The sequence below is a fragment of the Phreatobacter aquiterrae genome (assembly GCF_053471285.1).
The window spans coordinates 87,610-112,409 of the sequence record NZ_JBJPHW010000006.1 but is presented as its reverse complement, the minus strand read 5'-3'; the positions used below and the strand labels follow the sequence as shown (position 1 = coordinate 112,409).

At 68.4% G+C, this 24,800-nt stretch carries 29 protein-coding genes; 10 read left to right on the top strand and 19 right to left on the bottom strand.

The window, feature by feature from the left end:
* The first annotated feature begins 177 nt into the window (after positions 1-177).
* Both ilvD and ACJ4V0_RS11135 read left to right on the top strand, forming a co-directional pair.
* Complete coding sequence (gene ilvD, locus ACJ4V0_RS11140) at positions 178-2,019, top strand: dihydroxy-acid dehydratase (RefSeq protein WP_448299648.1); 1,842 nt, start codon at positions 178-180, stop codon at positions 2,017-2,019.
* Between the two features lie 124 nt (positions 2,020-2,143).
* On the top strand, positions 2,144-3,364 hold the full coding sequence (locus ACJ4V0_RS11135; RefSeq protein ID WP_448299647.1) for an MFS transporter: 1,221 nt from the start codon (positions 2,144-2,146) through the stop codon (positions 3,362-3,364).
* Here ACJ4V0_RS11135 and ACJ4V0_RS11130 read toward each other — a convergent pair whose 3' ends face one another.
* Complete coding sequence (locus ACJ4V0_RS11130; protein ID WP_448299646.1) at positions 3,365-3,649, bottom strand: SEL1-like repeat protein; 285 nt, start codon at positions 3,647-3,649, stop codon at positions 3,365-3,367.
* Between the two features lie 196 nt (positions 3,650-3,845).
* On the opposite strand from ACJ4V0_RS11130, the gene ACJ4V0_RS11125 reads away from it, so the two are divergent.
* Entirely contained in the window at positions 3,846-4,247 is a 402-nt protein-coding gene (locus ACJ4V0_RS11125) for a DUF2147 domain-containing protein (protein WP_448299645.1), read from the top strand.
* Between the two features lie 45 nt (positions 4,248-4,292).
* Here the strand turns inward: ACJ4V0_RS11125 and ACJ4V0_RS11120 are convergent, their stop codons facing one another.
* Positions 4,293-4,991, bottom strand: coding sequence for a glutathione S-transferase N-terminal domain-containing protein (locus ACJ4V0_RS11120; RefSeq protein ID WP_448299644.1), 699 nt, complete (start codon positions 4,989-4,991; stop codon positions 4,293-4,295).
* A 242-nt stretch (positions 4,992-5,233) separates the two neighbouring features.
* On the opposite strand from ACJ4V0_RS11120, the gene ACJ4V0_RS11115 reads away from it, so the two are divergent.
* The gene (locus tag ACJ4V0_RS11115) at positions 5,234-5,536 is read left to right on the top strand and encodes a hypothetical protein (protein WP_448299643.1); all 303 of its coding nucleotides are present in this window, start codon (positions 5,234-5,236) and stop codon (positions 5,534-5,536) included.
* A gap of 24 nt (positions 5,537-5,560) precedes the next feature.
* Here the strand turns inward: ACJ4V0_RS11115 and ACJ4V0_RS11110 are convergent, their stop codons facing one another.
* The 11 genes from ACJ4V0_RS11110 to gatC form a co-directional block, all read right to left on the bottom strand.
* Positions 5,561-6,037 (bottom strand): GNAT family N-acetyltransferase, encoded by a 477-nt coding sequence (locus ACJ4V0_RS11110; protein WP_448299642.1) that lies wholly within the window; start codon positions 6,035-6,037, stop codon positions 5,561-5,563.
* On the bottom strand, positions 6,034-6,666 hold the full coding sequence (locus ACJ4V0_RS11105; protein ID WP_448299641.1) for a glutathione S-transferase family protein: 633 nt from the start codon (positions 6,664-6,666) through the stop codon (positions 6,034-6,036). The genes ACJ4V0_RS11110 and ACJ4V0_RS11105 overlap by 4 nt, the downstream gene beginning before the upstream one ends.
* 79 nt (positions 6,667-6,745) lie before the next feature.
* Positions 6,746-7,204 (bottom strand): HPP family protein, encoded by a 459-nt coding sequence (locus ACJ4V0_RS11100; RefSeq protein WP_448299640.1) that lies wholly within the window; start codon positions 7,202-7,204, stop codon positions 6,746-6,748.
* 63 nt (positions 7,205-7,267) lie between these two features.
* Entirely contained in the window at positions 7,268-7,759 is a 492-nt protein-coding gene (locus tag ACJ4V0_RS11095; protein WP_448299639.1) for a DUF6869 domain-containing protein, read from the bottom strand.
* A 44-nt stretch (positions 7,760-7,803) separates the two neighbouring features.
* Positions 7,804-9,276, bottom strand: coding sequence for an Asp-tRNA(Asn)/Glu-tRNA(Gln) amidotransferase subunit GatB (gatB, locus tag ACJ4V0_RS11090; protein WP_448299638.1), 1,473 nt, complete (start codon positions 9,274-9,276; stop codon positions 7,804-7,806).
* Positions 9,277-9,394: 118 nt separating this feature from the next.
* Positions 9,395-10,099, bottom strand: coding sequence for an anti-sigma factor (locus tag ACJ4V0_RS11085; RefSeq protein ID WP_448299637.1), 705 nt, complete (start codon positions 10,097-10,099; stop codon positions 9,395-9,397).
* Positions 10,096-10,635, bottom strand: a complete 540-nt coding sequence (locus ACJ4V0_RS11080; protein WP_448299636.1) for a sigma-70 family RNA polymerase sigma factor — start codon at positions 10,633-10,635, stop codon at positions 10,096-10,098. Before ACJ4V0_RS11080 ends, ACJ4V0_RS11085 begins: the two co-directional genes overlap by 4 nt.
* 220 nt (positions 10,636-10,855) lie before the next feature.
* Positions 10,856-13,135 carry a fused MFS/spermidine synthase gene (locus ACJ4V0_RS11075; RefSeq protein WP_448299635.1) on the bottom strand — a complete coding sequence of 760 codons (2,280 nt, stop codon included), beginning with the start codon at positions 13,133-13,135 and terminating at the stop codon, positions 10,856-10,858.
* A 97-nt stretch (positions 13,136-13,232) separates the two neighbouring features.
* Entirely contained in the window at positions 13,233-13,454 is a 222-nt protein-coding gene (locus tag ACJ4V0_RS11070) for a hypothetical protein (protein WP_448299634.1), read from the bottom strand.
* 4 nt (positions 13,455-13,458) lie between these two features.
* Positions 13,459-14,970 carry an Asp-tRNA(Asn)/Glu-tRNA(Gln) amidotransferase subunit GatA gene (gene gatA / locus ACJ4V0_RS11065; protein ID WP_448299633.1) on the bottom strand — a complete coding sequence of 504 codons (1,512 nt, stop codon included), beginning with the start codon at positions 14,968-14,970 and terminating at the stop codon, positions 13,459-13,461.
* A gap of 3 nt (positions 14,971-14,973) precedes the next feature.
* A complete protein-coding gene (gene gatC / locus ACJ4V0_RS11060) occupies positions 14,974-15,261 on the bottom strand; it encodes an Asp-tRNA(Asn)/Glu-tRNA(Gln) amidotransferase subunit GatC (RefSeq protein ID WP_448299632.1) in 288 nt (95 codons plus the stop codon).
* Between the two features lie 272 nt (positions 15,262-15,533).
* Here gatC and ACJ4V0_RS11055 point away from each other — a divergent pair, with 272 nt between their 5' ends.
* From ACJ4V0_RS11055 to ACJ4V0_RS11045, 3 genes are all read left to right on the top strand, one after another.
* Positions 15,534-16,340, top strand: coding sequence for a prephenate dehydrogenase/arogenate dehydrogenase family protein (locus ACJ4V0_RS11055; RefSeq protein ID WP_448299631.1), 807 nt, complete (start codon positions 15,534-15,536; stop codon positions 16,338-16,340).
* Positions 16,341-16,809: 469 nt separating this feature from the next.
* Positions 16,810-17,262: a phosphoribosyl-AMP cyclohydrolase gene (hisI, locus tag ACJ4V0_RS11050; protein ID WP_448299630.1), complete on the top strand. Its 453-nt coding sequence runs from the start codon at positions 16,810-16,812 to the stop codon at positions 17,260-17,262.
* A gap of 3 nt (positions 17,263-17,265) precedes the next feature.
* A complete protein-coding gene (locus ACJ4V0_RS11045) occupies positions 17,266-18,336 on the top strand; it encodes a patatin-like phospholipase family protein (protein WP_448299629.1) in 1,071 nt (356 codons plus the stop codon).
* A gap of 5 nt (positions 18,337-18,341) precedes the next feature.
* On the opposite strand, the gene ACJ4V0_RS11040 is transcribed toward ACJ4V0_RS11045, so the two are convergent.
* Entirely contained in the window at positions 18,342-18,773 is a 432-nt protein-coding gene (locus tag ACJ4V0_RS11040; protein ID WP_448299628.1) for a CBS domain-containing protein, read from the bottom strand.
* Positions 18,774-18,910: 137 nt separating this feature from the next.
* On the bottom strand, positions 18,911-19,630 hold the full coding sequence (locus ACJ4V0_RS11035; RefSeq protein ID WP_448299627.1) for a rhomboid family intramembrane serine protease: 720 nt from the start codon (positions 19,628-19,630) through the stop codon (positions 18,911-18,913).
* 461 nt (positions 19,631-20,091) lie between these two features.
* On the opposite strand from ACJ4V0_RS11035, the gene ACJ4V0_RS11030 reads away from it, so the two are divergent.
* The 3 genes from ACJ4V0_RS11030 (at position 20,092) to ACJ4V0_RS11020 (ending at position 22,469) form a co-directional block, all read left to right on the top strand.
* Positions 20,092-20,691, top strand: a complete 600-nt coding sequence (locus ACJ4V0_RS11030; protein ID WP_448299626.1) for a PAS domain-containing protein — start codon at positions 20,092-20,094, stop codon at positions 20,689-20,691.
* A 73-nt stretch (positions 20,692-20,764) separates the two neighbouring features.
* Positions 20,765-21,424: a PilZ domain-containing protein gene (locus tag ACJ4V0_RS11025; RefSeq protein ID WP_448299625.1), complete on the top strand. Its 660-nt coding sequence runs from the start codon at positions 20,765-20,767 to the stop codon at positions 21,422-21,424.
* Between the two features lie 400 nt (positions 21,425-21,824).
* Positions 21,825-22,469 carry a transglutaminase-like cysteine peptidase gene (locus ACJ4V0_RS11020; protein WP_448299624.1) on the top strand — a complete coding sequence of 215 codons (645 nt, stop codon included), beginning with the start codon at positions 21,825-21,827 and terminating at the stop codon, positions 22,467-22,469.
* Between the two features lie 132 nt (positions 22,470-22,601).
* On the opposite strand, the gene ACJ4V0_RS11015 is transcribed toward ACJ4V0_RS11020, so the two are convergent.
* The 4 genes from ACJ4V0_RS11015 to ACJ4V0_RS11000 form a co-directional block, all read right to left on the bottom strand.
* Entirely contained in the window at positions 22,602-23,213 is a 612-nt protein-coding gene (locus tag ACJ4V0_RS11015) for a 2-hydroxychromene-2-carboxylate isomerase (protein ID WP_448299623.1), read from the bottom strand.
* Positions 23,210-23,755 (bottom strand): gamma carbonic anhydrase family protein, encoded by a 546-nt coding sequence (locus ACJ4V0_RS11010; RefSeq protein WP_448299622.1) that lies wholly within the window; start codon positions 23,753-23,755, stop codon positions 23,210-23,212. Before ACJ4V0_RS11010 ends, ACJ4V0_RS11015 begins: the two co-directional genes overlap by 4 nt.
* Before the next feature lie 87 nt (positions 23,756-23,842).
* Complete coding sequence (locus ACJ4V0_RS11005; protein ID WP_448299621.1) at positions 23,843-24,355, bottom strand: DUF1579 domain-containing protein; 513 nt, start codon at positions 24,353-24,355, stop codon at positions 23,843-23,845.
* Between the two features lie 75 nt (positions 24,356-24,430).
* Entirely contained in the window at positions 24,431-24,751 is a 321-nt protein-coding gene (locus tag ACJ4V0_RS11000) for a DUF6949 family protein (RefSeq protein WP_448299620.1), read from the bottom strand.
* Positions 24,752-24,800 lie beyond the last annotated feature (49 nt).

Genomic DNA, 24,800 nt, shown 5'->3' with positions numbered 1-24,800 from the left:
GCAAGTCCCGAACCATCGGACCGGAATGCCTGCCATGAGGGATCGCGTCCCCTGCCCGGCTCATGGCGCCGGGCCAGCCATGCACTGGCACATCCGTCGTCGAAACGCTAAAGGCTGGAGGGAACGGGCCGCCCGCCGGTCCGATGAAGCACAACCCGTCGAGCCCTGGAAACGACCATGCCCGCCTATCGCTCCCGCACGTCCACCCACGGCCGCAACATGGCCGGCGCCCGCGGCCTGTGGCGCGCCACCGGCATGAAGGACGGCGATTTCGGCAAGCCGATCATCGCCATCGCCAATTCCTTCACCCAGTTCGTGCCGGGCCACGTGCACCTGAAGGATCTCGGCCAACTTGTGGCCCGCGAGATCGAGAAGGCCGGCGGCGTCGCCAAGGAGTTCAACACCATCGCGGTCGATGACGGCATCGCCATGGGCCATGACGGCATGCTCTATTCGCTGCCCTCGCGCGAACTGATCGCCGATAGCGTCGAGTACATGACGAACGCCCACTGTGCCGACGCCCTCGTCTGCATCTCCAACTGCGACAAGATCACGCCCGGCATGCTGATGGCCTCGCTGCGCCTCAACATCCCGACGATCTTTGTTTCCGGGGGGCCGATGGAAGCCGGCAAGTTCATCGCCGAGGGCGTGCTGAGGAAGGTCGACCTCGTCGACGCCATGGTGGCCGCGGCCGACGACAGGATCTCCGATGCCGAGGTCGACGTCATCGAGCGTTCCGCCTGCCCGACCTGCGGCTCCTGCTCGGGCATGTTCACTGCCAATTCCATGAACTGTCTGACCGAGGCGCTCGGCCTCGCCCTGCCCGGCAACGGCTCGGTGCTTGCGACCCACGCCGACCGCGAGCGCCTCTTCGTCGAAGCCGGGCACCTCATCGTCGACCTCGCCCGCCGCTATTACGAGCAGGACGACGCCACCGCGCTGCCGCGCTCCATCGCTTCATTCAAGGCCTTCGAGAACGCCATGACGCTGGACATCGCCATGGGCGGCTCGACCAACACGGTGCTCCACCTGCTCGCCGCCGCCTACGAGGGCGAGATCGGCTTCACGATGGAGGACATCGACCGCCTGTCCCGCCGCGTGCCTGTGCTTTGCAAGGTCGCGCCCTCGGTCGCCAACGTCCACATGGAGGACGTCCACCGCGCCGGCGGCATCATGGCGATCCTCGGCGAACTCGCCCGCGCCGGCCTCATCGATACCAGCCTGCCGACGGTCCATGCCGAGAGCATGGCCGCCGCCCTCGCCCGCTGGGACATCACCGTGACCGACAGCGAGAGCGTCCGGACATTCTTCTCGGCCGCGCCGGGCGGCGTGCCCACCCAAACCGCCTTCAGCCAGAGCCGCCGCTTCGAGGAACTCGACACCGACCGCGAGAAGGGCGTCATCCGCTCGGCCAAACACGCCTATTCGAAGGACGGCGGCCTCGCCGTGCTCTCCGGCAATATCGCGCTCGACGGCTGCATCGTGAAGACGGCCGGCGTCGATGCCTCGATCCTGAAATTCTCCGGCCCGGCCCGCATCTTCGAGAGCCAGGACGCGGCGGTGGAGGCGATCCTGACCAACCGCATCAAGGCCGGCGACGTCGTGGTCATCCGCTACGAGGGACCGCGCGGCGGCCCCGGCATGCAGGAAATGCTCTATCCGACCAGCTACCTGAAGTCGAAGGGCCTTGGAAAGGCCTGCGCCCTCATCACGGACGGTCGCTTTTCCGGCGGCACGTCGGGCCTCTCCATCGGCCACGCCTCGCCGGAAGCCGCAGAGGGCGGCGCCATCGGCCTCGTCGAAGAGGGCGACATGATCGACATCGACATCCCCAACCGCTCGATCTCGATGCGTGTCTCGGACGAGGAACTCGCCCGCCGCCGCGCCGCCATGGAGGCGAAGGGCAAGTCCGCCTGGCAGCCGGCTGCACCGCGCAAGCGCAAGGTGACGACGGCGCTGAAAGCCTATGCGGCGCTCACCACCAGCGCCGCCAGGGGCGCGGTCCGCGTCGTGAACTGATCCCGACGGGAGCCCCTCGCGCCGCGCATGCGGGCTCCCATCGGCGCGCCATTGACCGACGCCAACAACTGCCTCCCAATCGGGCAAGAAGAACGCGCGCCGAAGCCGCCCCGAGGAGCCCCGCGTGACCAGCACACCCGTCGAGCAGGCTGCGCCTCACGTCGACCGCACCTCCTTCGGAATCCTCGCGGCGCTCAGCACCTGCCACCTGCTCAACGACGTCATGCAGTCGCTGGTCGCGGCGCTCTATCCGGTGCTTAAGGAGAATTACGCGCTGGATTTCGGCCAGATCGGCCTGCTCGCCTTCGTCTTCTCCGGCACGGCCTCGCTGTTCCAGCCGCTCGTCGGCCTCTACACCGACCGCCACCCGCAGCCCTACTCGCTCGCCGCTGGCATGGGCTTCTCGCTCGCCGGGCTCATCCTGCTGGCCTATGCCGGAAGCTACGAGCTGCTGCTGCTGGCCGCTGCGCTCGTCGGGCTCGGCTCGGCAGTCTTCCACCCGGAATCCTCACGCATGGCGCGTCTCGCGTCGGGCGGACGCCATGGCCTCGCCCAGTCGCTGTTTCAGGTCGGCGGCAATGTTGGCACCGCGCTCGGCCCGCTCGCGGCCGCCTTCATCATCCTGCCGCGCGGCCAGCAGAGCGTCGCCTGGTTCGCCGTTCTGGCGCTCACCGCCATGATCATCCTCGTCAGGGTCGGCGGTTGGTGTGCGCGCCAGCGGGCGGCACAGGCGACCCGCCCCGCACCGGCCCGTCCCTTCGTCCTGCCGCGCCGCAGGGTCGTGATAGCGCTCGTCGTTCTCGGGCTGCTCGTCTTCTCGAAATACGTCTACATGGCCAGCCTGACGAGCTACTACACCTTCTACACCATGCACCGCTTCGGCGTGTCGGTGCGCGACGCCCAGTTGCTGCTGTTCATCTTCCTTGGGGGCCTCGCCGTCGGCACCGTGCTCGGTGGGCCGATCGGCGACCGCTTCGGCCGCAAGCTGGTCATCTGGGGGTCGATCCTCGGCACGCTCCCCTTCACGCTCGCCCTGCCCTACGCCAACCTGACCGGAACGGCGATCCTCACTGCGGTCATCGGTCTGGTCATGGCCTCCGCCTTCTCGGCCATTCTCGTCTTCGCGCAGGAACTGGTGCCGGGAAAGGTCGGCATGATCGCGGGGCTGTTCTTCGGCTTCGCCTTCGGCATGGGCGGCATCGGCGCGGCGGTCCTCGGCCAGATCGCCGATGCGAAGGGTATCGCCTACGTCTACTGGCTCTGCTCGTTCCTGCCGCTCATCGGCCTTCTGACGATCTTCCTGCCCGACATGGACAGGGAGAGGGCAAGGGCAAAGGCCGCCTGATCAAACCGCCACCGGGGCCTGCGAATCCAGCCAGGCGCGCGCCCAGCCGAGAGCCTGAGCGATCTCATCCTTGCTCATTTCGGCAGCAACCTCCTGCCGCTGGCGGGCAGCGTCCTTGTCGCCCTTCAGCGCGGCGATGTTGAACCACATGTGGGCCGCCACCAGATCGCGCGGCACAACCCGGCCGGCCGCATAGAGGGTTCCCAGTTCCCGCGCCGGCCGGTTTTCCAGCTCCATCGGCGCAATGGACGGCACGTCCGCTTCCGCGAGGATCATCACGGTCATCGCATGATCTCCCATGAGGGCGGCCGGCGGCCACCCGCTACCTCTGTTCGGGGCAGTGTGCTTCCCATAGGTCAACGATGAATTAACGCTACGGGAAGATGAAGAGGGGGCTCCGGCGCTGGACGACGCCCCGGCGCGGACGGCAGAATGCCGGATCAGATGTGCCCAGACGCAAAGGCGCATCGGGAGGACACCCATGAAGACGCCGCTCGCCACAGCCGCCCTGCTCGCCGCCCTGTCGCTGCCAGCCCTCGCCCAGAGCCCCATCGGCACTTTCGCCAGCCAGTCCGGCGACACCCGCGTGCACTTTGCCGATTGCGGCGGTCAGATTTGCGGCACGATCATCTCTGTTCGCGGAAACACCCGCGACGAGAAGAACGAGAATGCCGCGCTGCGCAGCCGCAATCTCGTCGGCGTGCGGATGATCACCATGCGCCCCAATGGCGCCAACGCCTGGCAGGGCACGCTCTACAACTTCCAGGACGGAAAGACCTACAACGGCCGCATGACAATGCCGGCGGCGAACGCCATGAGCCTGTCCGGCTGCGTTCTCGGCGGCCTCGTCTGCCGCAGCCAGACCTGGACGCGGGTGAACTAACGGGACAGGGCGGCACGGGCCGCCCTTCCCTTCGCGGGCCGCGCCTCAGCGCGCCGTCTGGCCGAACAGGATCGCCGGCGCCGCCGGGTCTCGTGGCGCATTTGCGTTGCGGTCGTCCTTGTTGAGTGCAAGGCCCTTCTGCACGGCGGGGCGCGCCAGCATGCGGTCGAGCCAGGCCTTCACGTTCGGAAACTGGGCAATGTCCTGCCCCTGCCGCTCCCAGAGCTTGGCCCAGCCGATGCAGGCCATGTCGGCGATGGAATAGTTGCCGCAGATGTAATCGCGGCCCTCAAGCCGCCGGTTCAGCACGCCGTAGAGGCGGTTCGCCTCATTGGTATAGCGGTTGATGGCGTATTCGATCTTCTCGGGGGCATAGATGCGGAAATGGTGCGTCTGGCCGAGCATCGGGCCGAAGCCTGCCATCTGCCACATCAGCCATTCCTCGACGGCGACGCGGCCGCGCTCGTCCTGCGGGTAGAACTTGCCGGTCTTGCGGCCGAGATACATCAGGATGGCGCCGGATTCGAAGACCGAGATCGGCTCGCCGCCCGGCCCGTCCGGATCGACGATGGCCGGCATGCGGTTGTTCGGCGCGATATTCAGAAACTCCGGCTTGAACTGGTCGCCCTTGCCGATGTTCACCGGAACGACCGTGTAGGGCAGCCCGCACTCCTCCAGCATGATGGTGATCTTCCAGCCGTTCGGGGTCGGCCAGTAGTAGAGATCGATCGGGCGTTGCGACATGGAGCGTCTCCGCGGGGGGCGTTTCGGGCGGCTCCGGTTGTCTCCGGCGGTCCGCAGGGGCGCGAAGCTAGCAGGTCGCGGCGCGAGGCCAAGCCCCCGGCCGTCACATCCGTGCGATGCCTCATTTGCACGGTTGCAGGAACAGGGCAGGATACAACCTGAGCGGCGTTCATCCTGCGTTGGGCCGGACGGTGGAACGATGCCCGCGATCAGGATGTCCCGCGATCACAAGGAGGATCACCATGCGACTTCACTGGCTGGCGGCCATTGCCGCCCTCGTCCTCACCGCCGACATGGTTGCCGCCCAGACGGCGACGGCGCCTGCGCGCAGCCGCCCCGCCGCGACCGCGACGACGACCCCCCCGGCCGCGACCACGACCACGACGACGCCCCGTCGGGCGCGCTCGGCGGCGCAGTTGCGCAACGACCAGATCATGCGCGACTGCGGCGCCGAATGGCGGCGTGACAAGCCCCGCCTGCAGGCCGCTGGCAAGACCTGGCGCACCTTTCTCCCCGAATGCCGCGCGCGCCGCGTCCGCAGCTGACCCTCGCCCGGCCCGGGATGGTGCTCAGTCGAGCGCCATCTTGAAGCCTTCGTGGCTCCTGGCGAACCCCAGCCGCTCGTAGAAGCGGTGGGCGTCGGTCCTGTTCTTGTTGGACGAGAGTTCGATCAGACCGATGCCCTTCTCGCGCGCCACGACGAGCGCATGGCGCATCATGGCGGCGCCGATGCCGCTTCCCCGCAGCGCCGGGTCGACATGGACGCTCTCGATCTTGCCGCGCGTGCGGCCGCGCTCGGCGATGCCCGGCAGGACGGTCAGCTGGTAGGTGCCGACCACCCGGCCCGCCAGCTCCGCCACGTAGAGGTGATTGGCCTCCGATGCGGCGATGCGCCGATAGGCCTCGGCATAGACCGGCAGCCGCCCTTCCGCCTCGGCCTCGGCCGCCCCCATGGGCCTGGAAGCATTGCCCATGGCGATGAGAGCGGCGATCCGCGGCACGTCGGCCGCGGTCGCCTCGCGCAGGGTGGCCGCGTCCGAACTCACGGACGCGATGCCTTGGGCAGGCCGTCGCTCGGGATGAAGCCGGGCAGCGCCTCCATGCGCGTCATCCAGGCGCCGATGGCCGGATAGGCCTTGAGGTCGAAGCCTGCCTGCGGCGCATAGGCGACGACGCCATAGACGTCGATGTCGCCGATGGTCGGCTGCGCGCCCGCCAGCCAGTCCGATTTCGCCAGCGCCTCCTCAAGCACCTTCAGGGCCATGTTGCCCTCGGCCCAGTACATTTCCATGATCGGCTGATTGAAATTGCGGATGCCGAAGCGCTGGGCACGCGAGCGGTAGATGGGGCCGGCGAGCCGGTCGAAGTCCCAGAACATCCACTCGCGGGCGCGGGCGAGATCGCCGACGCCATCGCCCTTGAACTTGCCGAGCTCGGCGTTGAGATGCTCGAGGATTGCCGCCGACTGGCATAGCGCGATACCCGCCTTCGAATCCTCCAGCACGGGCACCTGCCCGAAGCGGTTCTTGGCGAGGAAGGCCGGCGTCGTGTGTTCGCCGGCGCGCAGATTGATGGAGTTGTAGGCGAAATCCTCGCCGCAGAGGCTGAGCATGAGGCCGACCTTGTAGGTCGGTCCCGACAGCCAGAAACCGTTGAGCGTGAAGCGCTTCGTCATGTTTGTCCTCCCTGAGGGAGGCGCATGGAAAACGGGATTGCCCGATGCGCGCAAGTGGGGAGAACTGCGTTCCTGCCATTCACCGTTGCGGGTCGCCGAAACACCATCCGATGAACCGGCCCAGGGCATCCGCGAGGATCAGAAGACCTGCGGCGATCAGCAGGATTTCCCACCCCACGCCGCTCGTCGCCACGATGATGGGGTCGGCGCCCGCCGGCGAATGAACCGTGTCGGTGAGAAGCATCGCCACAAGGGCCAGAGCCACTGCAGCGGCGACGGCATAGTCGCTCCGCCCCAGCATGACCGCCACGAACCCGGCAGCCAGACCGAAGGCGTGACCGCCATAGAGGCTGCGCGGGCGTGCCATCCGGCTGTCCGGCATGCCGAAGACGATGACGGCCGATCCGCCGATGGAGGCGAGCAGCAGGGGCAGGGAAAAAGCCCTGAAGGCAAATGTCGCCGCCAGGACCACGCCGGCAGTTGCGACCGCCGCAACCGCGAGCCTGTATGGCCTGTGCGGCCGTCTTTGAAGAACCATGAAACGCCTCCGCGCCCATTCTCTGGACAACGGAGCGTCACAAGCAAGTCGCATGCATAACCGTCAGCGGCGGCGATGCGGCCTGTTTCGTTGGCCCGGCTTCGGAGCCGGCGTCTTGAACACCGGCGGGGCGAGAAGGGCGTCGATCCGCGCGCGGACGGTCTTGTCCATGGCGCTGTGGCCCCAGACGCCGGACAGCACGCGCCTGAACGCCGGGTCGCGGCGGGCGCGATCGAGCACTCGATCGATGACGGCCGGCCCCGCGTTCACCAGCAGGCTTTCGAGCGTCCCGGCGCCGAGATAGGCGCGCTGCTCGTCGTTCTCGCAGAGGTCGCTCGCGGTGAAGATGAAGGCGAGCGTCGTATCGATGTCGTCGTGCAGCATCGAGAAGGCGCAGTCGAAGGCGATATCGTGATCGATGGCCTCCGGGTGGCCCTGTCGCAGGTAGCCGCGGGCGATGCGTGCGAGGTCACGCCGGCCATCGGCACCCCGGCAGAGCGGCCCGTCGGGATTGTCGCGGCATTCGAGGCAGGGCTGGAAACAGGCTGCGGGCATGGCCCTTGGTCGCGGCCACCTCTGCCGAGGTTCAATGCGATCGGCTATTCGATGCCGAGCTTCGTCTTCAGCATCTCGTTGACGGCGCCCGGATTGGCCTTGCCGCCCGAAGCCTTCATCACCTGTCCGACGAACCAGCCGAGCATGGTGGGCTTGGCCTTCGCCTGCTCGACCTTGTCGGGGTTGGCGGCGATCACCTCGTCGATCACCTTCTCGATGGCACCGGTATCGGTGACCTGACGCATGCCGCGCGCCTCGACGATGGCGGCGGGGTCGCCACCTTCGGTGAAGACGATCTCGAACAGGTCCTTGGCGATCTTGCCGGAGATGGTGCCGGCCTGGATCAGGTCGATGATGCCCCCGATCTGCGCCGGGGACACCGGCGATGCCGTGACATCCTTGCCTTCCTTGTTGAGGCGGCCGAACAGCTCGTTGATCACCCAGTTGGCGGCCGTTTTCCCGTCACGCCCCTTGGCGACGGCCTCGAAATAGTCGGCGCTCTCCTTCTCCAGAACGAGGATGGAGGCATCATAGGGCGTCAGGCCGTAGGCCGCGATCAGGCGCGCCTTCTTGGCGTCGGGCAGCTCCGGCAGGTGGGAAGCAAGTTCGTCCACATAGGCCTGGCTGAATTCGAGCGGCAGGAGGTCCGGATCGGGGAAGTAGCGGTAGTCATGCGCCTCTTCCTTCGAGCGCATGGAACGCGTCTCGCCCTTGCCGGCGTCGTAGAGACGCGTCTCCTGGTCAATGGTGCCTCCATCCTCGATGATGCCGATCTGCCGCCGCGCCTCGTACTCGATCGCCTGGCCGATGAAGCGGATGGAATTGACGTTCTTGATCTCGCAGCGCGTGCCGAAGGCATCGCCCGGCTTGCGCACCGAGACGTTCACGTCGGCGCGGAGGTTCCCCTTCTCCATGTCGCCGTCGCAGGTGCCGAGATAGCGCAGGATGGTGCGCAGCTTCGTCACATAGGCCTTGGCCTCGTCGGACGAGCGCATGTCGGGCTTGGAGACGATCTCCATGAGCGCGACCCCCGATCGGTTGAGGTCGACATAGGACAGCGTCGGATGCTGGTCGTGGATCGACTTTCCGGCATCCTGCTCGAGATGCAGGCGCTCGATGCCGACCTTGAAGCTCTCGGTCGGCGAGAGGTCGACGATGACCTCGCCCTCGCCGACGATCGGGCTCTTGTACTGGCTGATCTGGTAGCCCTGCGGCAGGTCCGGATAGAAGTAGTTCTTCCGGTCGAAGACCGAGCGGTGGTTGATCTTCGCCTTCAGACCGAGGCCGGTGCGGATCGCCTGGCGGACGCATTCCTCGTTGATCACCGGCAGCATGCCCGGCATGGCCGCGTCCACGAGGCTCACATTGGCGTTGGGGTCATCGCCGAAGCCGACGGCGGCGCCCGAGAACAGCTTCGAGTTGGAGGCCACCTGCGCATGGATCTCGAGGCCGATCACCACCTCCCAGTCGCCGGTGGCGCCAGGGATGAGGTTTTTCGGATTGGCGTGAGCGGTCATGGGCGGGCCCGGCGATGAAGGAGATGCGCTTGGGTAGCCCAACGGGGCGCCAGCGGGCAAGTGGCCGTCCGCGATCGCGCGAAACCACTGTCCATTGCCGACTGCCCATCGCCCTCGATCAAAGTGGCGTCGATCCCCGCCCGACATAGAGGATCGGGCCTGTGGGACGCCCGGTCGGCGAGCCCCCCGCCGGCTCCAGCGTGATCTCATACAATTGCTGGTCGACCGGCCGCGGCATGCCGGAGGTCGCATAGATGCGCGCCTCCGCCCGCGGCATGAGACCGACCGAGCGCGGGCCGACCTGGCGGTCCCACAGGGTCCAGACCTGCAGCACCCGGCCTTCGGGCACCGGAATGGCGCGGAGCGGCACCACCCTCACCCGCCCGTCCGCGAAGGCCTCGACGATGGCGCCCGCCTCGCTGGTGTTGGGGGCGATCAGCACGGCGACGACGGTCGGCCGGTCGGCGCGATCGAAGGGCTGGGCGACGAGCAGGACGGCCATGACGAGGGCCGCGGCCGCACTGGCGAGCGAGGCCCAGCGCAGCGCAGCGGCATTCTGCCAGAGCCGGGAAAGGACGCCGGGGCTTTCGGTGACCACGGGCCGCGCAGCGCCGATGGCCGCCTCGATGGAGCGCCAGAGGCCGTCCGAGGGGGTCAGTCGCGTCGCCGTCTCGTCGAGCGCGAGCAGGCGCTGGCGCCAGTCGGCCACCGCGCGCCGAGCCTCCGCATCCGTGGCGATGCGCCGCTCGAAGGCGTCCTGCTCCTCGGCCGACATCAGGCCCGCGACATATTCGCCAGCCGTGGCGATGAGATCGTCGGTCACCCCATGCACTCGCGGAGTGCGAGGAGCGAGCGACGGATCCACGCCTTCACGGTGCCGAGCGGCACGGCCAGCCGGCCGGCGATCTCGCCATGCGAGAAGCCGTCCACATAGGCCATCAGCAGGCTGGTGCGGCGGCGGGCCTCGAGCCCCTCCAGGCAGCGGCGCAGCGCGTGACCGTCGGGCAGGCGCTCTGCCGCCGCGAAGGCTTCGACGGCGGAGCCGGAGTCTTCGGGCACTTCGTCGACGAGGTCCTCGCGCCGGCCGCTGCGCAGCGTGTTGATCGCCTGATTGCGGACGATGGCGTAGATCCAGGCCTTTGGCGGGCCGAGGGCCGGGTCATAGCGGTGGGCGTTGCGCCACACCTTGACGAAGGCCTCCTGCACGACCTCCTCGGCCAGTTCGCGCCGCTTCACGATGCGCGCGGCGACACCGATCATCGACGCGCATTCGCTCTCGTAGATCATTCTCAGCGCAGCCTTGTCGCCGCCCGCGCTACGCGCGAGCGCATCCCTGAGATCGACGGTGACCGACGCCATGGAGCCTCCCGAACCATGCAGTCATGGGTTCTACACGACGGGGCGCGATTTGGATGCGACAGGCTGTCGCTCACCTGCAGATTTTCTCCGACCGAGGCATCCGACCCCGATGGCCGGGCGTAAACCGAGCGGTGGATACCCCCCCACCTCGGGCCGAAGGCCGCGCCCCCCGTCGCCGCGGCCCGCGGCGGCGCCCGCGCAAATGCGGACGCCGCCAGCCCTAAGGCTGGCGGAAGCGCCGCATGATCGGGTCGATGATATTGGAGTAGTCGTCGGTCCAGCCGCGGAAGCCTACAGGCACGGCGAGCGGTCGCCATTCGGGAGCCGTAGCCGCCGGACCCATCGCCTGCACGGCGCGCGCCACCATAGCCACCATCGACGTCCCCGTCAGCGTCTCGCGGATGCCCCCGCCCTCAGCCACGATGTGGCGGATGCCGCCGGTCAGGCCATGGGCTTCTGCTGACGCGGCCACGACCGGGCGCAGGTCCATGTTGCGGTTGGTGATGTGGAAGACGAGCGCCCCGCCCGGCGCCAGCTTCTCGACATAGCCGGCGAAGGCCTCGCGCGTCAGCAGATGCACCGGAATGGCGTCGGAGGAGAAGGCGTCGATGATGATCAGGTCGAAGCGCCCCTGCTGGTCGGCGAGCGTCAGGCGGCCATCGCCGATGACCACCGGAGCGTCGGGCGCGCAGCGGGTCAGCGAGGAGAACAATCTGTTGTCGCGGGCGATGCGCACGACGACGGGATCGATCTCGAGGAAGGTCCAGGCGTCTCCGGGCTGGCTGTAGCAGGCGAGCGAGCCGACCCCGAGGCCGATGGCGGCGATGCGCAGCGGCCGTCCGGCGCGGGCCGTGCGGACTGCGCTGATCGCCTCGGCGAAGGGGCCTGCGCGATGGTAGTAGCTCGCCGGCTCCGGCCGCCCCTCGATGACCGTGCCATCGGGATGGCGCACCCGCTCGGCGCCGTGAACGGTGACGCCGTGGACCAGCAGGCGCCCCTGCCCGTTCGCCGTCTCCTGCACTTCGTGGACGGCGAAGAAGGACCGCTCGCGCGCCAGCGTGCCCGCAGGCATGACCGGCGCCTGGCTCACCGCGAAGAAGGCGAGCGCGCCCGCCAGCAGCATGGCCGGCTTTTCGCGGCCGAGCAGCAGCGTCGCGGCCACACCGCAGACGACGAACAGATAGGCGATGACGGGCAGCGCCTTGAAGGTGACGCCCGTGGCCGCCTGAAGCGCCATCAGCGCGGCCAGCGCGGCGGCGGCCAGGGAGGTGCGCTGCCAGCCGAGCCGCGCCAGCGCCGCGCCCATGCCGGGACGGCACAGGACGGCTGCGACCACGAGGATCGGGTATTCGAGGATGGTGTTGAACAGGACCGGCGCGGCGAGGCTGGCGAAGATGCCGCCGATAACGCCGCCGACCGACAGCATGACGTAGAACTCGGTCAGATGGGCGGCAGCCGGACGGCGGCGGTAGAGCTCGCCATGGCAGACCATGGTGGCGACGAAGAAGAAGCCGACGTGCAGCGCCGCCGCCAGCGGCCAGGGCACCTTGGCGCTGAGCACCATCGCGAAGACGACGCCGACCAGCATGAGCGGCTGGACCGCCACCATGGCCCGGTGAAGCCCGGCGCCGCCGTCGCGGAAGGCGAGCACGAAGGTGAGCAGGAACAGCGCCAGCGGCAGCACCCAGAGGAGCGGCACGGCGGCGACATCGGTGGACAGGTGCGCTGTCAGCGCCACCAGCAGTCCCGAGGGAACGGCGGCAAGGCCGATCCACGTCAGCCGGTCGGCCCAGGCGACCGGCGTGGCGGGGCGGCTCGACGGAGCCGGCGCCGCCTGCGCCCGGACGGTCCGGGCGAGGATCAGGCCGGCCAGCGTGATCAACCCGCCAAGCACGGCGAAACCGCCCGCCCAGACGGCCGACTGGATCTTCAGCGGCAGAAGCGGCTCGATGACGAAGGGATAGGACAGCAGCGCCAGGAAGGAGCCGAGATTGGAGGCGCCGTAGAGGAAGTAGGGATCGGCAGCGTCGCGGTGGCCGGTGCGGGCGAACCAGGCCTGCAGGAGGGGCCCATTGCCGGCGATGGCGAAGAAGGGCAGCCCGACCGAGGCCGTGAACAGGCCGATGAGCCACAGCGCCTCGCCCTCGGCCGGAGGACGCCCCCAGCCCGGCGCCAGCGCGATTGGCAGGGCGAGCGCGAAGACGACCGCCATCATGGCGAGATGAACGAGGGCGGCGCGACGGGGATCGAGCAGGCGGTTCAGGAGATAGGCGTAGCCGTAGCCGGCGAGCAGCACGCCCTGGAAGAAGACCATCGCCACCGACCAGACCGCGGGCGTGCCGCCGAGCACCGGCAGCACCATCTTGGTGAACAGCGGCTGCACGGAGAACAGCAGGAAGGCCGAGACGAAGATGGCGAGCGCGAAGAGTGGCAGCGCGGCGAGCCGGGCGAGGCTCCCCTGCCCGGCAGGCGCGTCGAGGGTGGGATGGACGGAAGACATCGGGCGTCCCGGAGCGTGAGCGTTCGACCGACCATCGCCGATGAGCCTTAAAGTCCCGTGTAGGCGGTACCGCAGCGGAACCGGCATCTGCGGAGGGCTAGCCGGTGCGCCCGCCGGCAATGCGGCGCGCCCAGAAGCGACAGGCGAAGCCACCCGCCAGGGCCCCGAGACCCATGGCGGCGAGATAGGCGATCTTGAACGCCGGGTCGCCCGCACGCCAGGCGAGGGTGACATAGACCGCCATCAGCACAGCCAGCGCCAACAGCACCCACCCGAAGACCGTCAGCGCGGCGATGGCGACGGCCCGGGCGGAGATCATGGGCTCACCCCCACCAGCGGTCCGAAACCGGGAAACGCCCCTTGGCCTTCTCGATGACGCTCGCCACCGAGAACAGCGTCTCCTCGTCGAAGGCGCGGCCGATGAGCTGCAGGCCGAGCGGCAGGCCCTGTGGGTCAAGACCCGCGGGGACCGCGATACCCGGAAGGCCCGCCATGTTCACGGTCACGGTGAAGACGTCCTGCAGGTACATCTCGACCGGATCGGCGGAACCCTTCTCGCCGATGCCGAAGGCGGCGGACGGCGTCGCCGGCGTCAGGATGGCGTCGACGCCCGAGGCATAGGCCTGCTCGAAATCCTGCTTGATCAGCGTGCGCAGCTTCTGCGCCCGCACGTAGTAGGCGTCGTAATAGCCGGCCGACAGCACATAGGTGCCGATCATGATGCGCCGCTTGACCTCCTTGCCGAAGCCCTTGGCGCGGGTCTTCTCGTAGAGCTCGACGATGTCCTTGCCCGGCTCACGCAGGCCGTAGCGGACACCGTCGTAGCGGGCGAGGTTGGAGGAGGCCTCCGCGGGCGCCACGATGTAGTAGGCCGGCAGGGCATATTTCGTGTGCGGCAGCGAGATCTCGACGATATTGGCGCCGGCATCCTTCAGGATCTGCGCGCCCTCGTCCCAGAGCTTCTCGATCTCCTCCGGCATGCCGTCGATGCGGTATTCCCGGGGGATGCCGATGGTCATGCCCCTGACCGACTTGCCGACCGCCGCGACGTAATCGGGCACCTCGCGGTCGACGCAGGTCGTGTCCTTCGGATCGGACCCCGCGAAGGAGCGCAGCATCATCGCGGCGTCCTTCACGTCGCGGGCGATGGGGCCGGCCTGGTCGAGCGAGGAGGCGAAGGCGACGATGCCCCAGCGCGACACCCGGCCATAGGTCGGCTTGATGCCGACCGTGCCGGTCAGCGCCGCCGGCTGGCGGATCGAGCCGCCGGTATCGGTGGCGGTCGCGCCGGCGCAGAGCATGGCGGCGACGGCGGCCGAGGAGCCGCCGGAGGAGCCGCCGGGAACGAGGTAGCTGCCCTCGACACCGCCGGCGCCGGCGCCGACGTTGGAGCCCTGCCGCCGCCAGGGGTTGATCGGTCCGGGGAAGCAGCTCGTCTCGTTGGACGACCCCATGGCGAACTCGTCGTTGTTGAGCTTGCCGAGCATGACGGCGCCGTCGCGCCACAGATTGCTCGTCACCGTCGATTCATAGGGCGGCACGAAATTGCCGAGGATGTTCGAGCAGGCGGTGGTCCTGACGCCCTTGGTGCAGAACAGATCCTTCACGCCGAGCGGAATGCCCTCCAGCGGCCCCGCCTCGCCCTTCGCGATCCGCGCGTCGGAGGCGGCCGCCATCTCCAGCGCCTTCTCGGGCGTCTCCAGCACATAGGCGTTGAGCTTGCGGCCGGTCTCCATGGCCGCGAGGTAGGCGCGCGTCAGGTCGGCCGCCGAGAACGACTTCCTGGTGAGGCCGTCGCGGGCCTCGGCGATGGTCAGCTTCGTCAGGTCGCTCATGACTTACTCCACGACCTTCGGCACGGCGAAGAAATGGCCCTCGCGCTCCGGCGCATTGGCGATGATGAGATCGGGGATGCCGCCGTCCGTCACGACATCCTGCCGCTTCTTCATGGCCATCGGGGTGACGGAGGTCATCGGCTCGACATTCGAGACGTCAACCTCGTTCAGCTGTTCGACGAAGGCGAGGATGGCGTTGAGCTCGCCCTGGAGGTGGGGCACCTCGTCATCGGTCACGGCGATGCGCGCGAGATGCGCGATACGCCGGACGGTCGCCTGATCGACGGACATGCGGAAGTCACCGTTGGAACGAGGAAGAATGGATGGGGCGTCTTAGCATCAGCCCGTTTCGCGCCGCAATGGTATCACCGGAGGCATCACCGATTGACACCTTCACCCTGCGCCGACTACGAGGACGCCCATGACGACGGCCCGCACCATCGCCCGCCCCTATTACGCCCCGCTCCCATAACAGCGGGACGTTTCGTCATTCCTCGACCGCTGCCTCGCCAGCGGTCCTTATCGGCAGCCCCTCTGGCAGACAGCCCCACCAGAGACCTGCCATGGACACGATCAAACTCCTCCCTCTCCGCCCGCGCCTCGGCATTTTCGGCTTCGGCGCCTTCGGCCGCTTCATGGCGGGCCATCTGCGCCGCCACTTCGACGTCCTCGCCTACGATCCCATGGCGGGTCCGTCCATAGATGGCGTGCGCCCGGCGAGCCTTGCCGCCGTCGCCGGATGCCCGATCCTCGTCTTCGCCGTGCCCGTGGCCGGGCTTGGCGAGGCCCTTGAGGCGGCGCGGCCGCATATCCGGCCGGGAGCGCTGGTCCTCGACGTCGGTTCGGTCAAGGTCCTGCCGGCGACGCTCATGCGCGCCACGCTTCCCGACGGCGTGCGGATCGTCGCGACCCATCCGCTGTTCGGCCCGGAGAGCGGCCGCGACGGCATTGCAGGGCTGAAGATCGCGATCTGTCCGGTGCGCGGCGGCGGCGAGCGGCGCGTCGCAGCGTTCCTGCGGCGGGCCTTCGGGCTCCGCGCCTTCGTCAGCTCGCCGGAGGAGCACGATCGCGAGGCCGCCATCGCCCAGGGGCTGACGCATCTCATCGCCCGGGCGCTCACCGGCCTCGAACCTCTGCCCACGCGCATCACCACGCGCAGCTTCGATCTGCTGATGGAGGCCGTCGGCATGGTGCGGAACGATGCGCCGGGCGTTCTGCAGGCGATTGAGCAACTCAACCCCTATGCCGCGGAGATTCGTCGGCGCTTTCTCGATCTGGCGGCTGCGGTCCCGGCGACCCACAGTCGCCCGGCGCCTGCGGGTCCCGCGCCGGCCGCACCAGCTTCGGCAGGTCGCGCAGGCGGAACCTGAGGATGGACTTTGCCGGAATGGCGCCATTCTCGCGGCGACCGAACCGTGACGCCGCCTCCACCACGACGGCCCTGTGCTCGGCGACGAGCTTTTCGCGCAGCGCCCGCGCCGCGGCGGCGCCGCCCTGCGGGATGACGCGGGGAGCGGCCGTGACGATGGCGAGCTCCGAGACCTCCGGCTGGCCGGCCCGCTCGCGGGCCGCATAGAGCGCGGCATGGGCCTTGAGTTCGGACTGGTCCGACAGGACGGACGTCGAGAAAAGCTCTCGCTGCTCGCTCATATCGCTCTCCGGGGATGAGATCGCGGAGACTACATCGGGGCGCAGGGGCCCGACGAGCGGAAGAAAGCGTTAACCTTGACACGGCGGTGGCCGGGCACTTCCACGCGTGGAACCCCTTGGGCTTCTCCACAGGGGCGGGTTAGAAAGCTTGACAGAGATCATCGCCCTTCCCCATCCCGGACCCCTGCCATGTGTGCCGACTGCGCCCCGCAAACCCCTGCGTCACCTTCCAGGGCCGATATCGAGGAAGGTGACCGCCTGCTGCCGCGTTTCGGCGTCGATGGTCTGATCACCGCGGTGACCAGCGATGCGCGAACGGGGGACCTGCTGATGGTCGCGCACATGAATGCAGAGGCCCTGCGCCTGACCATCGAGACCGGCGAGGCGCACTACTGGTCGCGCTCGCGCCAGGTGCTCTGGCACAAGGGCGACACCTCCGGACAGATTCAGACGGTGGCGGAGATGCGCATCGACTGCGACCAGGACGCGGTCTGGCTGAAGGTCACAGTCGGCGGCGACGGCGGGTCCTGCCATACCGGTCGGCGCACCTGCTTCTACCGCGCCATCCCGACCGGCGGGCCTCTGGAGGCCGTGCGGCTCGCACCACGCGACGCCGAGCGCCTGCGCCCGGCCTTCGGCTGAGCCATGCTGAAGTTCAGGCGTCGGCGCCGGGAAGACAGCGAACCCGCCGATTTCGGTCAGGCGGTAGCCCCGCAGTCGCGCCCGGTCATCGGGCTGGCCCTGGGTGGCGGGGCGGCGCGCGGCCTCGCCCATGTTGGGGTAATCCGCACCCTGGTCCGGGCAGGCTACGAGCCGGACGTCATCGCCGGCACCTCCATCGGAGCTGCGGTCGGCGGCCTCTATGCGGCCGGCAAGCTCGACGCCCTCGCGGACTGGGCGCTGTCCCTGAAGCGTCGCGACGTCATCTCGCTCGTCGACATCGCCATTTCCGGCGGCGGGTTGATGGGCGGCTCGCGCCTCGCCCAGCTCCTGGAGCGGGAGATCGGCGAGACACGGATCGAGGACCTGCCGATCGGCTTTGCCGCCGTGTCGACGGAGATCGGCACGGGCCACGAGATCTGGCTGACGCGCGGCCGGCTGCTGACGGCGCTCAGGGCCTCCTACGCCCTCCCCGGCATCCTGCCGCCGGTGCGGGTCGGCGGCCGCTGGCTGATGGACGGCGCGCTGTCGAATCCGGTCCCCGTCTCGGTGACCCGTGCCCTCGGCGCGCGACTGGTCATTGCCGTCAGCCTCAATGCCGACGCGCTCGGCCGCGCCACCGTCATCCAGGACCATGGCACGAGCCCAGAGGACGAGGCGCTGCCCCTGGTCGAGCGGCGGCCGCGCGTCAACGCCATGGTCAATCTGGGCAAGGGCATCGGCCGGGGCCTGGGACGCGGCATCGGCCGGGCCCTGTCGCGGCCGCTGCGGGCAGGCATGTCCCTCGACGGCGAGCCGGGCCTCATCGACCCGCGCATCGCGGTTGCCCGTGCGCCGGGCATTCCCACCGTCATGGCCAAGGCGTTCAACGCCACCCAGGAGCGGATCGCCCGCCAGCGCCTCGCCGGAGATCCACCGAACGTCCTGATCGGACCACGCCTCCTGAAGATCGGGCTGTTCGAGTTCCACCGCGCCGCAGAAGCCATCGCGCTCGGCGAGGAAGCCGCCGAACGCCTGCTGCCAGACATTGCCGACGCGCTGAAGGCGGTCGCCTGAGCGCGTCAGGCGTTCATCACATAGTTCTTCAGGGCGTCGTGCTCGCTCTCGATCTCCGCGAGGCGCCACTTCACCACGTCGCCGATGGAAATGATCCCGACGAGGCGACCATCCTCGACCACCGGCAGGTGGCGGAACTTGCCCTCTGTCATGCTCTCCATCAGGTGGCCGATGGGGTCCATCTCGGTGCAGGTAATCACCTTCTTCGTCATCGTATCGCCGACGGAGCGGTCGAGCGAGGTCGCGCCACGCTCCGACAGCGAGCGCACGATGTCGCGCTCGGAGAGAATACCGGCCACCGAATAGCCCGGTCCGGTCACCACCACGGCGCCGATCCGCTTCCCGGCGAGGAGATGGGCCGCATCCGCCAGGGTCGCGTCGGCGGCGATCGTCGCCACCGCCCGGCCCTTGGCATCCAGAATGCTCTTCACGTTCATGATCTGCGCCTCCGGTCGCGGAGGGACGCCCCGAATGCGGGCGCGCCCCGCCAGTCATGCCCCGGTCGCCCGGAAGACGAGTATTGGCACAGCTTCGGGCGAAGACAAGGCAGCCGCAGTGCAGTGCAATACCGGGGTCAGGCCCGCGGCACGGGATCGAAGAAGCGGAACAGCAGGAGCCCCGCGGCGAAGCCGGCGAGATGCGCCTGCCACGCGATCTGGCCCTCGAAGCCGGGGATGGGCAGGCTGATGGCGCCGAAGGCGACGTTGACCGCGATCCACACCGCCACCATTCCCATCACGGGACCGTTTCGCAACATGGCGCCGAGGCTCAGCGCCGGCATGCGATAGGCGTCCTCGCCGGTCTGGCGCATGGCGCCGAGCGGTCCGCCCATCTGGAAGACGAAGCGCAGCGCCGCCGCCGTGAAGCCGGATACCGCGGCCGAGGCCCCGATCACCGGTACGAAGGCCGTTCCAACCGCCGCGAGATGGCCGAGCGCGCCGGCGGCGGCGGTCACGGCGAAAAACAGCAGGCTGCGGATCGTCCCGAACCGGCGCGCGACTGCCGTGCCGAAGACCAGGAACCACAGGACATTGACCCCGAGATGGGTCCAGTCGGCATGCAGGAAGGCGTAGGTGACGAAGGTCCACGCATCGGCCGCCGCGCCGCCCGGAAAGCCCCAGGAGCCTGCGAGCGAACGCTCGAAGCGGGACGGGATGAAGGCGAAGGTCAGCAGCACCTCGCGGTCGCGGTCCTCGCCGAGGAGGAACTCGCGCACCGCGTGGATGGCGATCATGAGGCCACACAGCACCGTGACGACGCCGGGAACGTTGAGGATCGGTTCGCGCTCGGACAAGGACGGGACTGCTTATGGGGCGGACGGGACGGCTTCACTAGAGCCAAGGCGGGGCCGGTGTCGAGGGCCGCGGTCGCGAGGCTGTCCCCGGAACGGCGGATCGCCCCCGATTCCCGACAAAAAAAGGGGGGAGATCTTGCGATCTCCCCCGGCGGGAACGTGGGGAATGGCGAACCATTCCCGCGAAGTCACGTCTCCATCTCCTCATGTCCCCAGGAGAATGCCTGAAAGTCGAGCGGTCGGCGGGGGAGTCAATCCCTGCCTTCCGAATTCGTGGAACGCCGTCAGCCAAACACGTCGCGGCGCCGGCACGCAATGGAAAGCCTTTCTTAACCCTAACCGCGAAACCGATCCTTAACCCTGCCCGCCCCGGCCGGCGCTGGCACGGCCGCTGCTCCTCATCCCGCAGACCCGAAGCGACGGTCCATTTCCGTCCCGGATCGGTACAGACGAGGAAGATCATGACCGACACCGAGAGCAGTTCCCTCTTCACCTACTGGGATCAGCTGCGCGCCGGTCGTCCGGCTCCGGATCGCGCCGAGATCGATCCCCGAGACATCGCCCCGATCCTCGGCAGCACCTTCATCCTTGAGGGTGACCGGGCAGGTTCCCTGCCCTATCGGCTCGCCGGATCGCGCGTCTGTGCGCTGTTCGGGCGGGAGATGAAGGGTGTCGGCTTCCTCGACGCCTATTCCGATGCCGCCCGCCCCGTCGCCATCCGCGCCCTGCGCGATGCGCTTGCCGCCAATGCCGGCCTGCTCATGGCCCTGACGGGCACCAGCACCGCCGGGCGGACTATGGCCATGGAGGCAACCGTCCTGCCCCTCGTCCATCGCGGCCGGATCGGCGCGCGGATGATCGGCTGCCTGACCGCGCCTGAAACGCCCTACTGGGTGGGCCGGGACGGCATCCGGACCATCGCGGTCGAGTCCGTGCGCCTTCTGTGGCCGAACTGGAGCGGCGCCGACGTGGTTGCGCGGGAGGCAACCATCCAGCCCGGCCTCCGGCCGTTTGCGGGACGCCCCGCCCTGCGTGTCATTCAGGGCGGGAATGTCGCCTGAGTTGATTCCGCGCAAGACTGCGTTAACGCTCCGTCGTTAATCTTTGACCGGTCGCCCTCGAACCCTGCCGAACATGTCAGCGCTCGCGAAAGTCCTGTCCGCACCATCGTCGGAAGAGAACCGCCGCTTCCAGCGTGTGCGGGTGGACGTGCTCGGCCGCTTCATGCTCTCCGACCGGCGCGAATTCCCCTGCCAGGTCATCGACATGTCGCCGGGGGGCGCCGCCATCGTCGCCCCAGTCGTCGGCAAGCTCGGCGAACGGGTCATCGCCTATCTCGACCATGTCGGACGCATCGAGGGCATGATCGTCCGCGTCAGCGAGACCGGATTCTCGATGACCATCGAGGCGTCCCTGCGGAAGCGGGACAAGCTCGCCGACCAGCTGACATGGCTCGCCAACCGGCAGATCCTCGGCCTGCCCGAAGATCGCCGGCACGAGCGCGTCATCCCGCGCAATCCCTTCACAACCATCACCACCCCGCTCGGCGACAAGGTCCCCGTTCGGGTTCTCGACATCTCGCTGTCGGGCGCGGCCATCGGCGGCGTCGACGATCTCAAGCCCGGCGATGTCGTGCAGATCTCGCGCACCATGGCCCGCGTCGTGCGCGTCCTGGAACGGGGCATCGCCATCGAGTTCTCCGGCCAGCAGCCGCTCGAGACCATTCTCGCCCTTGGCGAGGAACTCGGCGCCGACCTGCGCGCCGACGCGGAGCCGGTCGCCATCCCGCGCTGAGCCGCCGCCCGCGCGCCTCTCCTCCGCTTCTGCTCTTCCCGCCTCCCCCAACGGCAGGTTCGACTGCTTTCGCTGACGTTGCGAAACGCGACGTGGTGTCGTGCTGAAGCGCCGGTAAACGGTGGTCGTCGCCCCGACCTTGCGGCGTTCACCATCGTCGCGTCCAGGTCCGCCATTCGTTAGCGACCGCTACCGATCCCGTCCGACAAACGCACCGGAAATCCTCACCATTTCAGATATTTGTCCACTCGACTTGAATCGCATCGTGAATTCTCTCGGTAAATCCACGGGTCGTTAAACTCAACGAATCCTGACGCAAACCCGTCGCCTTTCACCGATCCGTTTCAGCCCACCGCAAAGCCGCCCTGCCAGTGTCCGGACATCGACGGAGGGACACGTCATGAAGGGTCTTGTGACCTGGCAGAGGGGCAAGACGGCTGGCAGGGCGGCGCTCGGCGCGCTCTCGATGGCCGTGCTGATTGCGATATCGGGTGGAGCGGCCACGGCGAACGATCGCCTCGCCTTCCTGAGCGAACAGGGTGCCACTTCGGCACCGATCGGCTGGCGGCAGTTCTGCCGCGACAATCCGGGCGAGTGCCGCGTCGCGCCGATGCGTGCCGAAATGGTGCGTGCCGACCGCAACACATGGGCGACGCTGGTGCGCATCAATGCCCATGTGAACACCGCCATCGAGCCGATGACGGACATCGACCAGTACGGCCGCGACGAGGTCTGGACCTATCCGACCTCCGGACGTGGCGACTGCGAGGATTACGTCCTTCTGAAGAAGAAGCTGCTCGTCGAGGCGGGACTTCCCGCCAGCGCCCTGCTCGTCACGGTCGTCCGCGATCGCCAGGGCGACGGCCACGCCATTCTCACCGTCCGCACGGATCGGGGCGACTATGTCCTCGACAACGAGACCAACGACATCCGCGCCTGGCACCAGACCGGCTACCGCTTCATCAAGCGCCAGGCAGCCCATGATCCCAACCAGTGGGTGACCGTCGGCCCGGGCACCGCGCCCGCCGCCGTCGCCACCCGCTAGTCACACACGAGTTTCGCGCTCTCGGTCACGTCCCACCCCTCCCCGTCCCCAGACCGGGTTCGCGAACAGACGGCCGGTACCTCAGAACGAGGGCCGGCCGTCACCTTTCTTGGGCTTGCCGGAGAGGTCCGTTCAGCGAGACGTGGCCCTCGCCGCCCACTCCACCGCCTGCTCAAGGCGGTCATTGCCCCAGAACAGTTCGCCGTCGGCCGTGACGATGCTCGGCGCGCCGAACAGGCCCTTGGCCTTCGCCTCCTCGGTGGTGGCGCGCAGGGCCTTCTTCACATCCTCCGAACCTGCCGCGACGATGGCCGTCGAAGGCTCGACACCGGCTGCCGTCAGCGCGCGGCCCAGCACCTCCGAATCCATGATCGACAGGCCCTCACCGAACTCAGCGCGATAGAGCGCGCGCGAAAAGGCGGCGCGCTTGCCGTCGTCCGGCAGGGACGTCGCAATGCGTGCGGCGGTCAGGCTGTTCTGCGGAAAGGAATCGGGCTTGCGGAACGGCAGGCCCATCGCCCCGGTGATCCGTTCCAGATCCCGCCACATGTTGCGGCCCTTGGCCGGGATCAGGTTGAAGGGCGAGGTCGTCCATCCGGCTTCCGCGAAGATCGGCCCGAGCAGGAAGGGTCGCCAGCGCACCGCGACGCCCGCAGCCTCCGCCACATCCGCAATCCGCATGGCGGCGGGATAGGAGTAGGTCGAGGCGAACTCGTAGAAGAAATCGACGGCAGGCGCGCTCAACGAACCTCTCCGCAGCCGATCGGCGTCAGGCCGGACTTGAAGCGCTGGGCATTCTTCACATAGTGCGCCGCCGACACCTTGAGGCGGGCGATGGCCGCCTCGTCGAGCGTACGCACGGCGCGGGCCGGCGCACCGACGATGAGCGAGTTGTCGGGGAACTCCTTGCCCTCGGTGACGAGCGAGTTGGCCCCGACGAGACAGTTGTTGCCGATCCGCGCATTGTTGAGGATGGTCGAGCCCATGCCGATCAGCGTGTTCGAGCCGATCGTGCAGCCGTGCAGGATCACCTTGTGGCCGATGGTGCAGCCGGCACCGATCCTGATCGGCGATCCCGGATCGGTGTGCAGCATGCACATTTCCTGGATGTTGGTCTCCTCGCCGATCTCGATCCACTCGTTGTCGCCGCGGATCACCGCTCCGAACCAGATGCCGACATCGGCGCCGATCTTCACCGAGCCGATGACATGGGCGTCGGGGGCGACGAAAAAGCGGTCGCCTTCGGGCAGGGCCGGCTGGATCCCGTCCAGGGCATAGATGGGCATGGCGTCCTCCGGCGTGTCCTGATTGTCGCTCGTCCTATCGCACGGCGGCGGCGGCCTTGAGAAGTCGGCGGAACGAGGGGGCGCTCCTCATGGCGCGCGGCGGAAGTCCATCACCCAGTTCGTCTCCCAGGTCGCGCCGCCATCGCCGGAAAAGGCCTGGTCCCAACGCGCCGCCTGCGCGGAGATGCCGGACCAGCGGAAGCGGACGCGAACCGGCCGGCCATGCAGCGTGTCGTCGCCGAGAAAGGTGCCGACCCCCTCCTCGAAGCGGCCATGGACGGGATGGCCGATGGCGACGTCGCGGCCGTCCAGCCACCAGATCGACCATTGCCGGCGCGCGGGGTCGAAGGCGCGGATCGAGGCCGCCCGGTAGCTGCCGCCGGGCAGGTGCAGCAGGTTGTCGTCGATGTTGCCGGCTCCGCCGAGGATCGGCAGCGCGGCGCAGGTGCCGCCGAACTCCTCCCAGACCGTATCGGCCGACAGCCGCGTGCGCAGCCGTCGGTGGTGCACCGTCCATGTGCCCATCAGGAAATCGAAGTCGTCGCGGCCGTCGCGCGGCTCCGCCGGCGTCGCGTCAGCCTGCATTCCGTGACCCGTCATGGCTCTCTCCCGCCGTGGTGACGGGAGAAGCATGCAACGGGCCGGTGTCAGGACGTGTCAGGTGAAAGAGAGGTCTCAGAGGCCGACTGAGTGAAGCACCATGGTCAGGACGCGGCCCGACATCAGGCTCCACATCAGCGCGACAAGGGTGGCGAGAAAGACGAATTCGAAGCGGCGGTTCTCGATGCGACGGCCGCGGATCGTGTTGCGCACGATGATCGCCGGAGCGGCGAACGCGAGGAAAGGCACCGCCAGCACCGCCATGACGCCGCCGCCCTGCAGCAGGCGGAAGCTGGCCGGCTTGGCCGCGAGCGCCCGGTAGATGGCCACCAGAAGCCCGGAGATCGCGAAACCGAGCGCGAGCGAATGCAGAAGCTGGAGGCTGCCCTGGGACATGACGCGGAACCCGACCCTACGCGAGGGCAAGCCGCCCTCGTCCCAATCG

Bases quoted from the DNA above. Each gene is read 5' to 3' on its own strand.
- ACJ4V0_RS11080 (WP_448299636.1), bottom strand. From the start codon at position 10,635: ATGGCGTCGGTCACCGTCGATCTCAGGGATGCGCTCGCGCGTAGCGCG.
- hisI (WP_448299630.1), top strand. From the start codon at position 16,810: ATGTGTGCCGACTGCGCCCCGCAAACCCCTGCGTCACCTTCCAGGGCC.
- ACJ4V0_RS11045 (WP_448299629.1), top strand. From the start codon at position 17,266: ATGCTGAAGTTCAGGCGTCGGCGCCGGGAAGACAGCGAACCCGCCGAT.
- ACJ4V0_RS11030 (WP_448299626.1), top strand. From the start codon at position 20,092: ATGACCGACACCGAGAGCAGTTCCCTCTTCACCTACTGGGATCAGCTG.
- ACJ4V0_RS11120 (WP_448299644.1), bottom strand. From the start codon at position 4,991: ATGTCGCAACGCCCGATCGATCTCTACTACTGGCCGACCCCGAACGGC.
- ACJ4V0_RS11105 (WP_448299641.1), bottom strand. From the start codon at position 6,666: ATGACGAAGCGCTTCACGCTCAACGGTTTCTGGCTGTCGGGACCGACC.
- gatC (WP_448299632.1), bottom strand. From the start codon at position 15,261: ATGTCCGTCGATCAGGCGACCGTCCGGCGTATCGCGCATCTCGCGCGC.
- ACJ4V0_RS11040 (WP_448299628.1), bottom strand. From the start codon at position 18,773: ATGAACGTGAAGAGCATTCTGGATGCCAAGGGCCGGGCGGTGGCGACG.
- ilvD (WP_448299648.1), top strand. From the start codon at position 178: ATGCCCGCCTATCGCTCCCGCACGTCCACCCACGGCCGCAACATGGCC.
- ACJ4V0_RS11025 (WP_448299625.1), top strand. From the start codon at position 20,765: ATGTCAGCGCTCGCGAAAGTCCTGTCCGCACCATCGTCGGAAGAGAAC.
- ACJ4V0_RS11115 (WP_448299643.1), top strand. From the start codon at position 5,234: ATGCGACTTCACTGGCTGGCGGCCATTGCCGCCCTCGTCCTCACCGCC.
- ACJ4V0_RS11000 (WP_448299620.1), bottom strand. From the start codon at position 24,751: ATGTCCCAGGGCAGCCTCCAGCTTCTGCATTCGCTCGCGCTCGGTTTC.
- ACJ4V0_RS11055 (WP_448299631.1), top strand. From the start codon at position 15,534: ATGGACACGATCAAACTCCTCCCTCTCCGCCCGCGCCTCGGCATTTTC.
- gatB (WP_448299638.1), bottom strand. From the start codon at position 9,276: ATGACCGCTCACGCCAATCCGAAAAACCTCATCCCTGGCGCCACCGGC.
- ACJ4V0_RS11095 (WP_448299639.1), bottom strand. From the start codon at position 7,759: ATGCCCGCAGCCTGTTTCCAGCCCTGCCTCGAATGCCGCGACAATCCC.
- gatA (WP_448299633.1), bottom strand. From the start codon at position 14,970: ATGAGCGACCTGACGAAGCTGACCATCGCCGAGGCCCGCGACGGCCTC.
- ACJ4V0_RS11100 (WP_448299640.1), bottom strand. From the start codon at position 7,204: ATGGTTCTTCAAAGACGGCCGCACAGGCCATACAGGCTCGCGGTTGCG.
- ACJ4V0_RS11010 (WP_448299622.1), bottom strand. From the start codon at position 23,755: ATGCCCATCTATGCCCTGGACGGGATCCAGCCGGCCCTGCCCGAAGGC.
- ACJ4V0_RS11075 (WP_448299635.1), bottom strand. From the start codon at position 13,135: ATGTCTTCCGTCCATCCCACCCTCGACGCGCCTGCCGGGCAGGGGAGC.
- ACJ4V0_RS11125 (WP_448299645.1), top strand. From the start codon at position 3,846: ATGAAGACGCCGCTCGCCACAGCCGCCCTGCTCGCCGCCCTGTCGCTG.
- ACJ4V0_RS11005 (WP_448299621.1), bottom strand. From the start codon at position 24,355: ATGACGGGTCACGGAATGCAGGCTGACGCGACGCCGGCGGAGCCGCGC.
- ACJ4V0_RS11020 (WP_448299624.1), top strand. From the start codon at position 21,825: ATGAAGGGTCTTGTGACCTGGCAGAGGGGCAAGACGGCTGGCAGGGCG.
- ACJ4V0_RS11070 (WP_448299634.1), bottom strand. From the start codon at position 13,454: ATGATCTCCGCCCGGGCCGTCGCCATCGCCGCGCTGACGGTCTTCGGG.
- ACJ4V0_RS11130 (WP_448299646.1), bottom strand. From the start codon at position 3,649: ATGACCGTGATGATCCTCGCGGAAGCGGACGTGCCGTCCATTGCGCCG.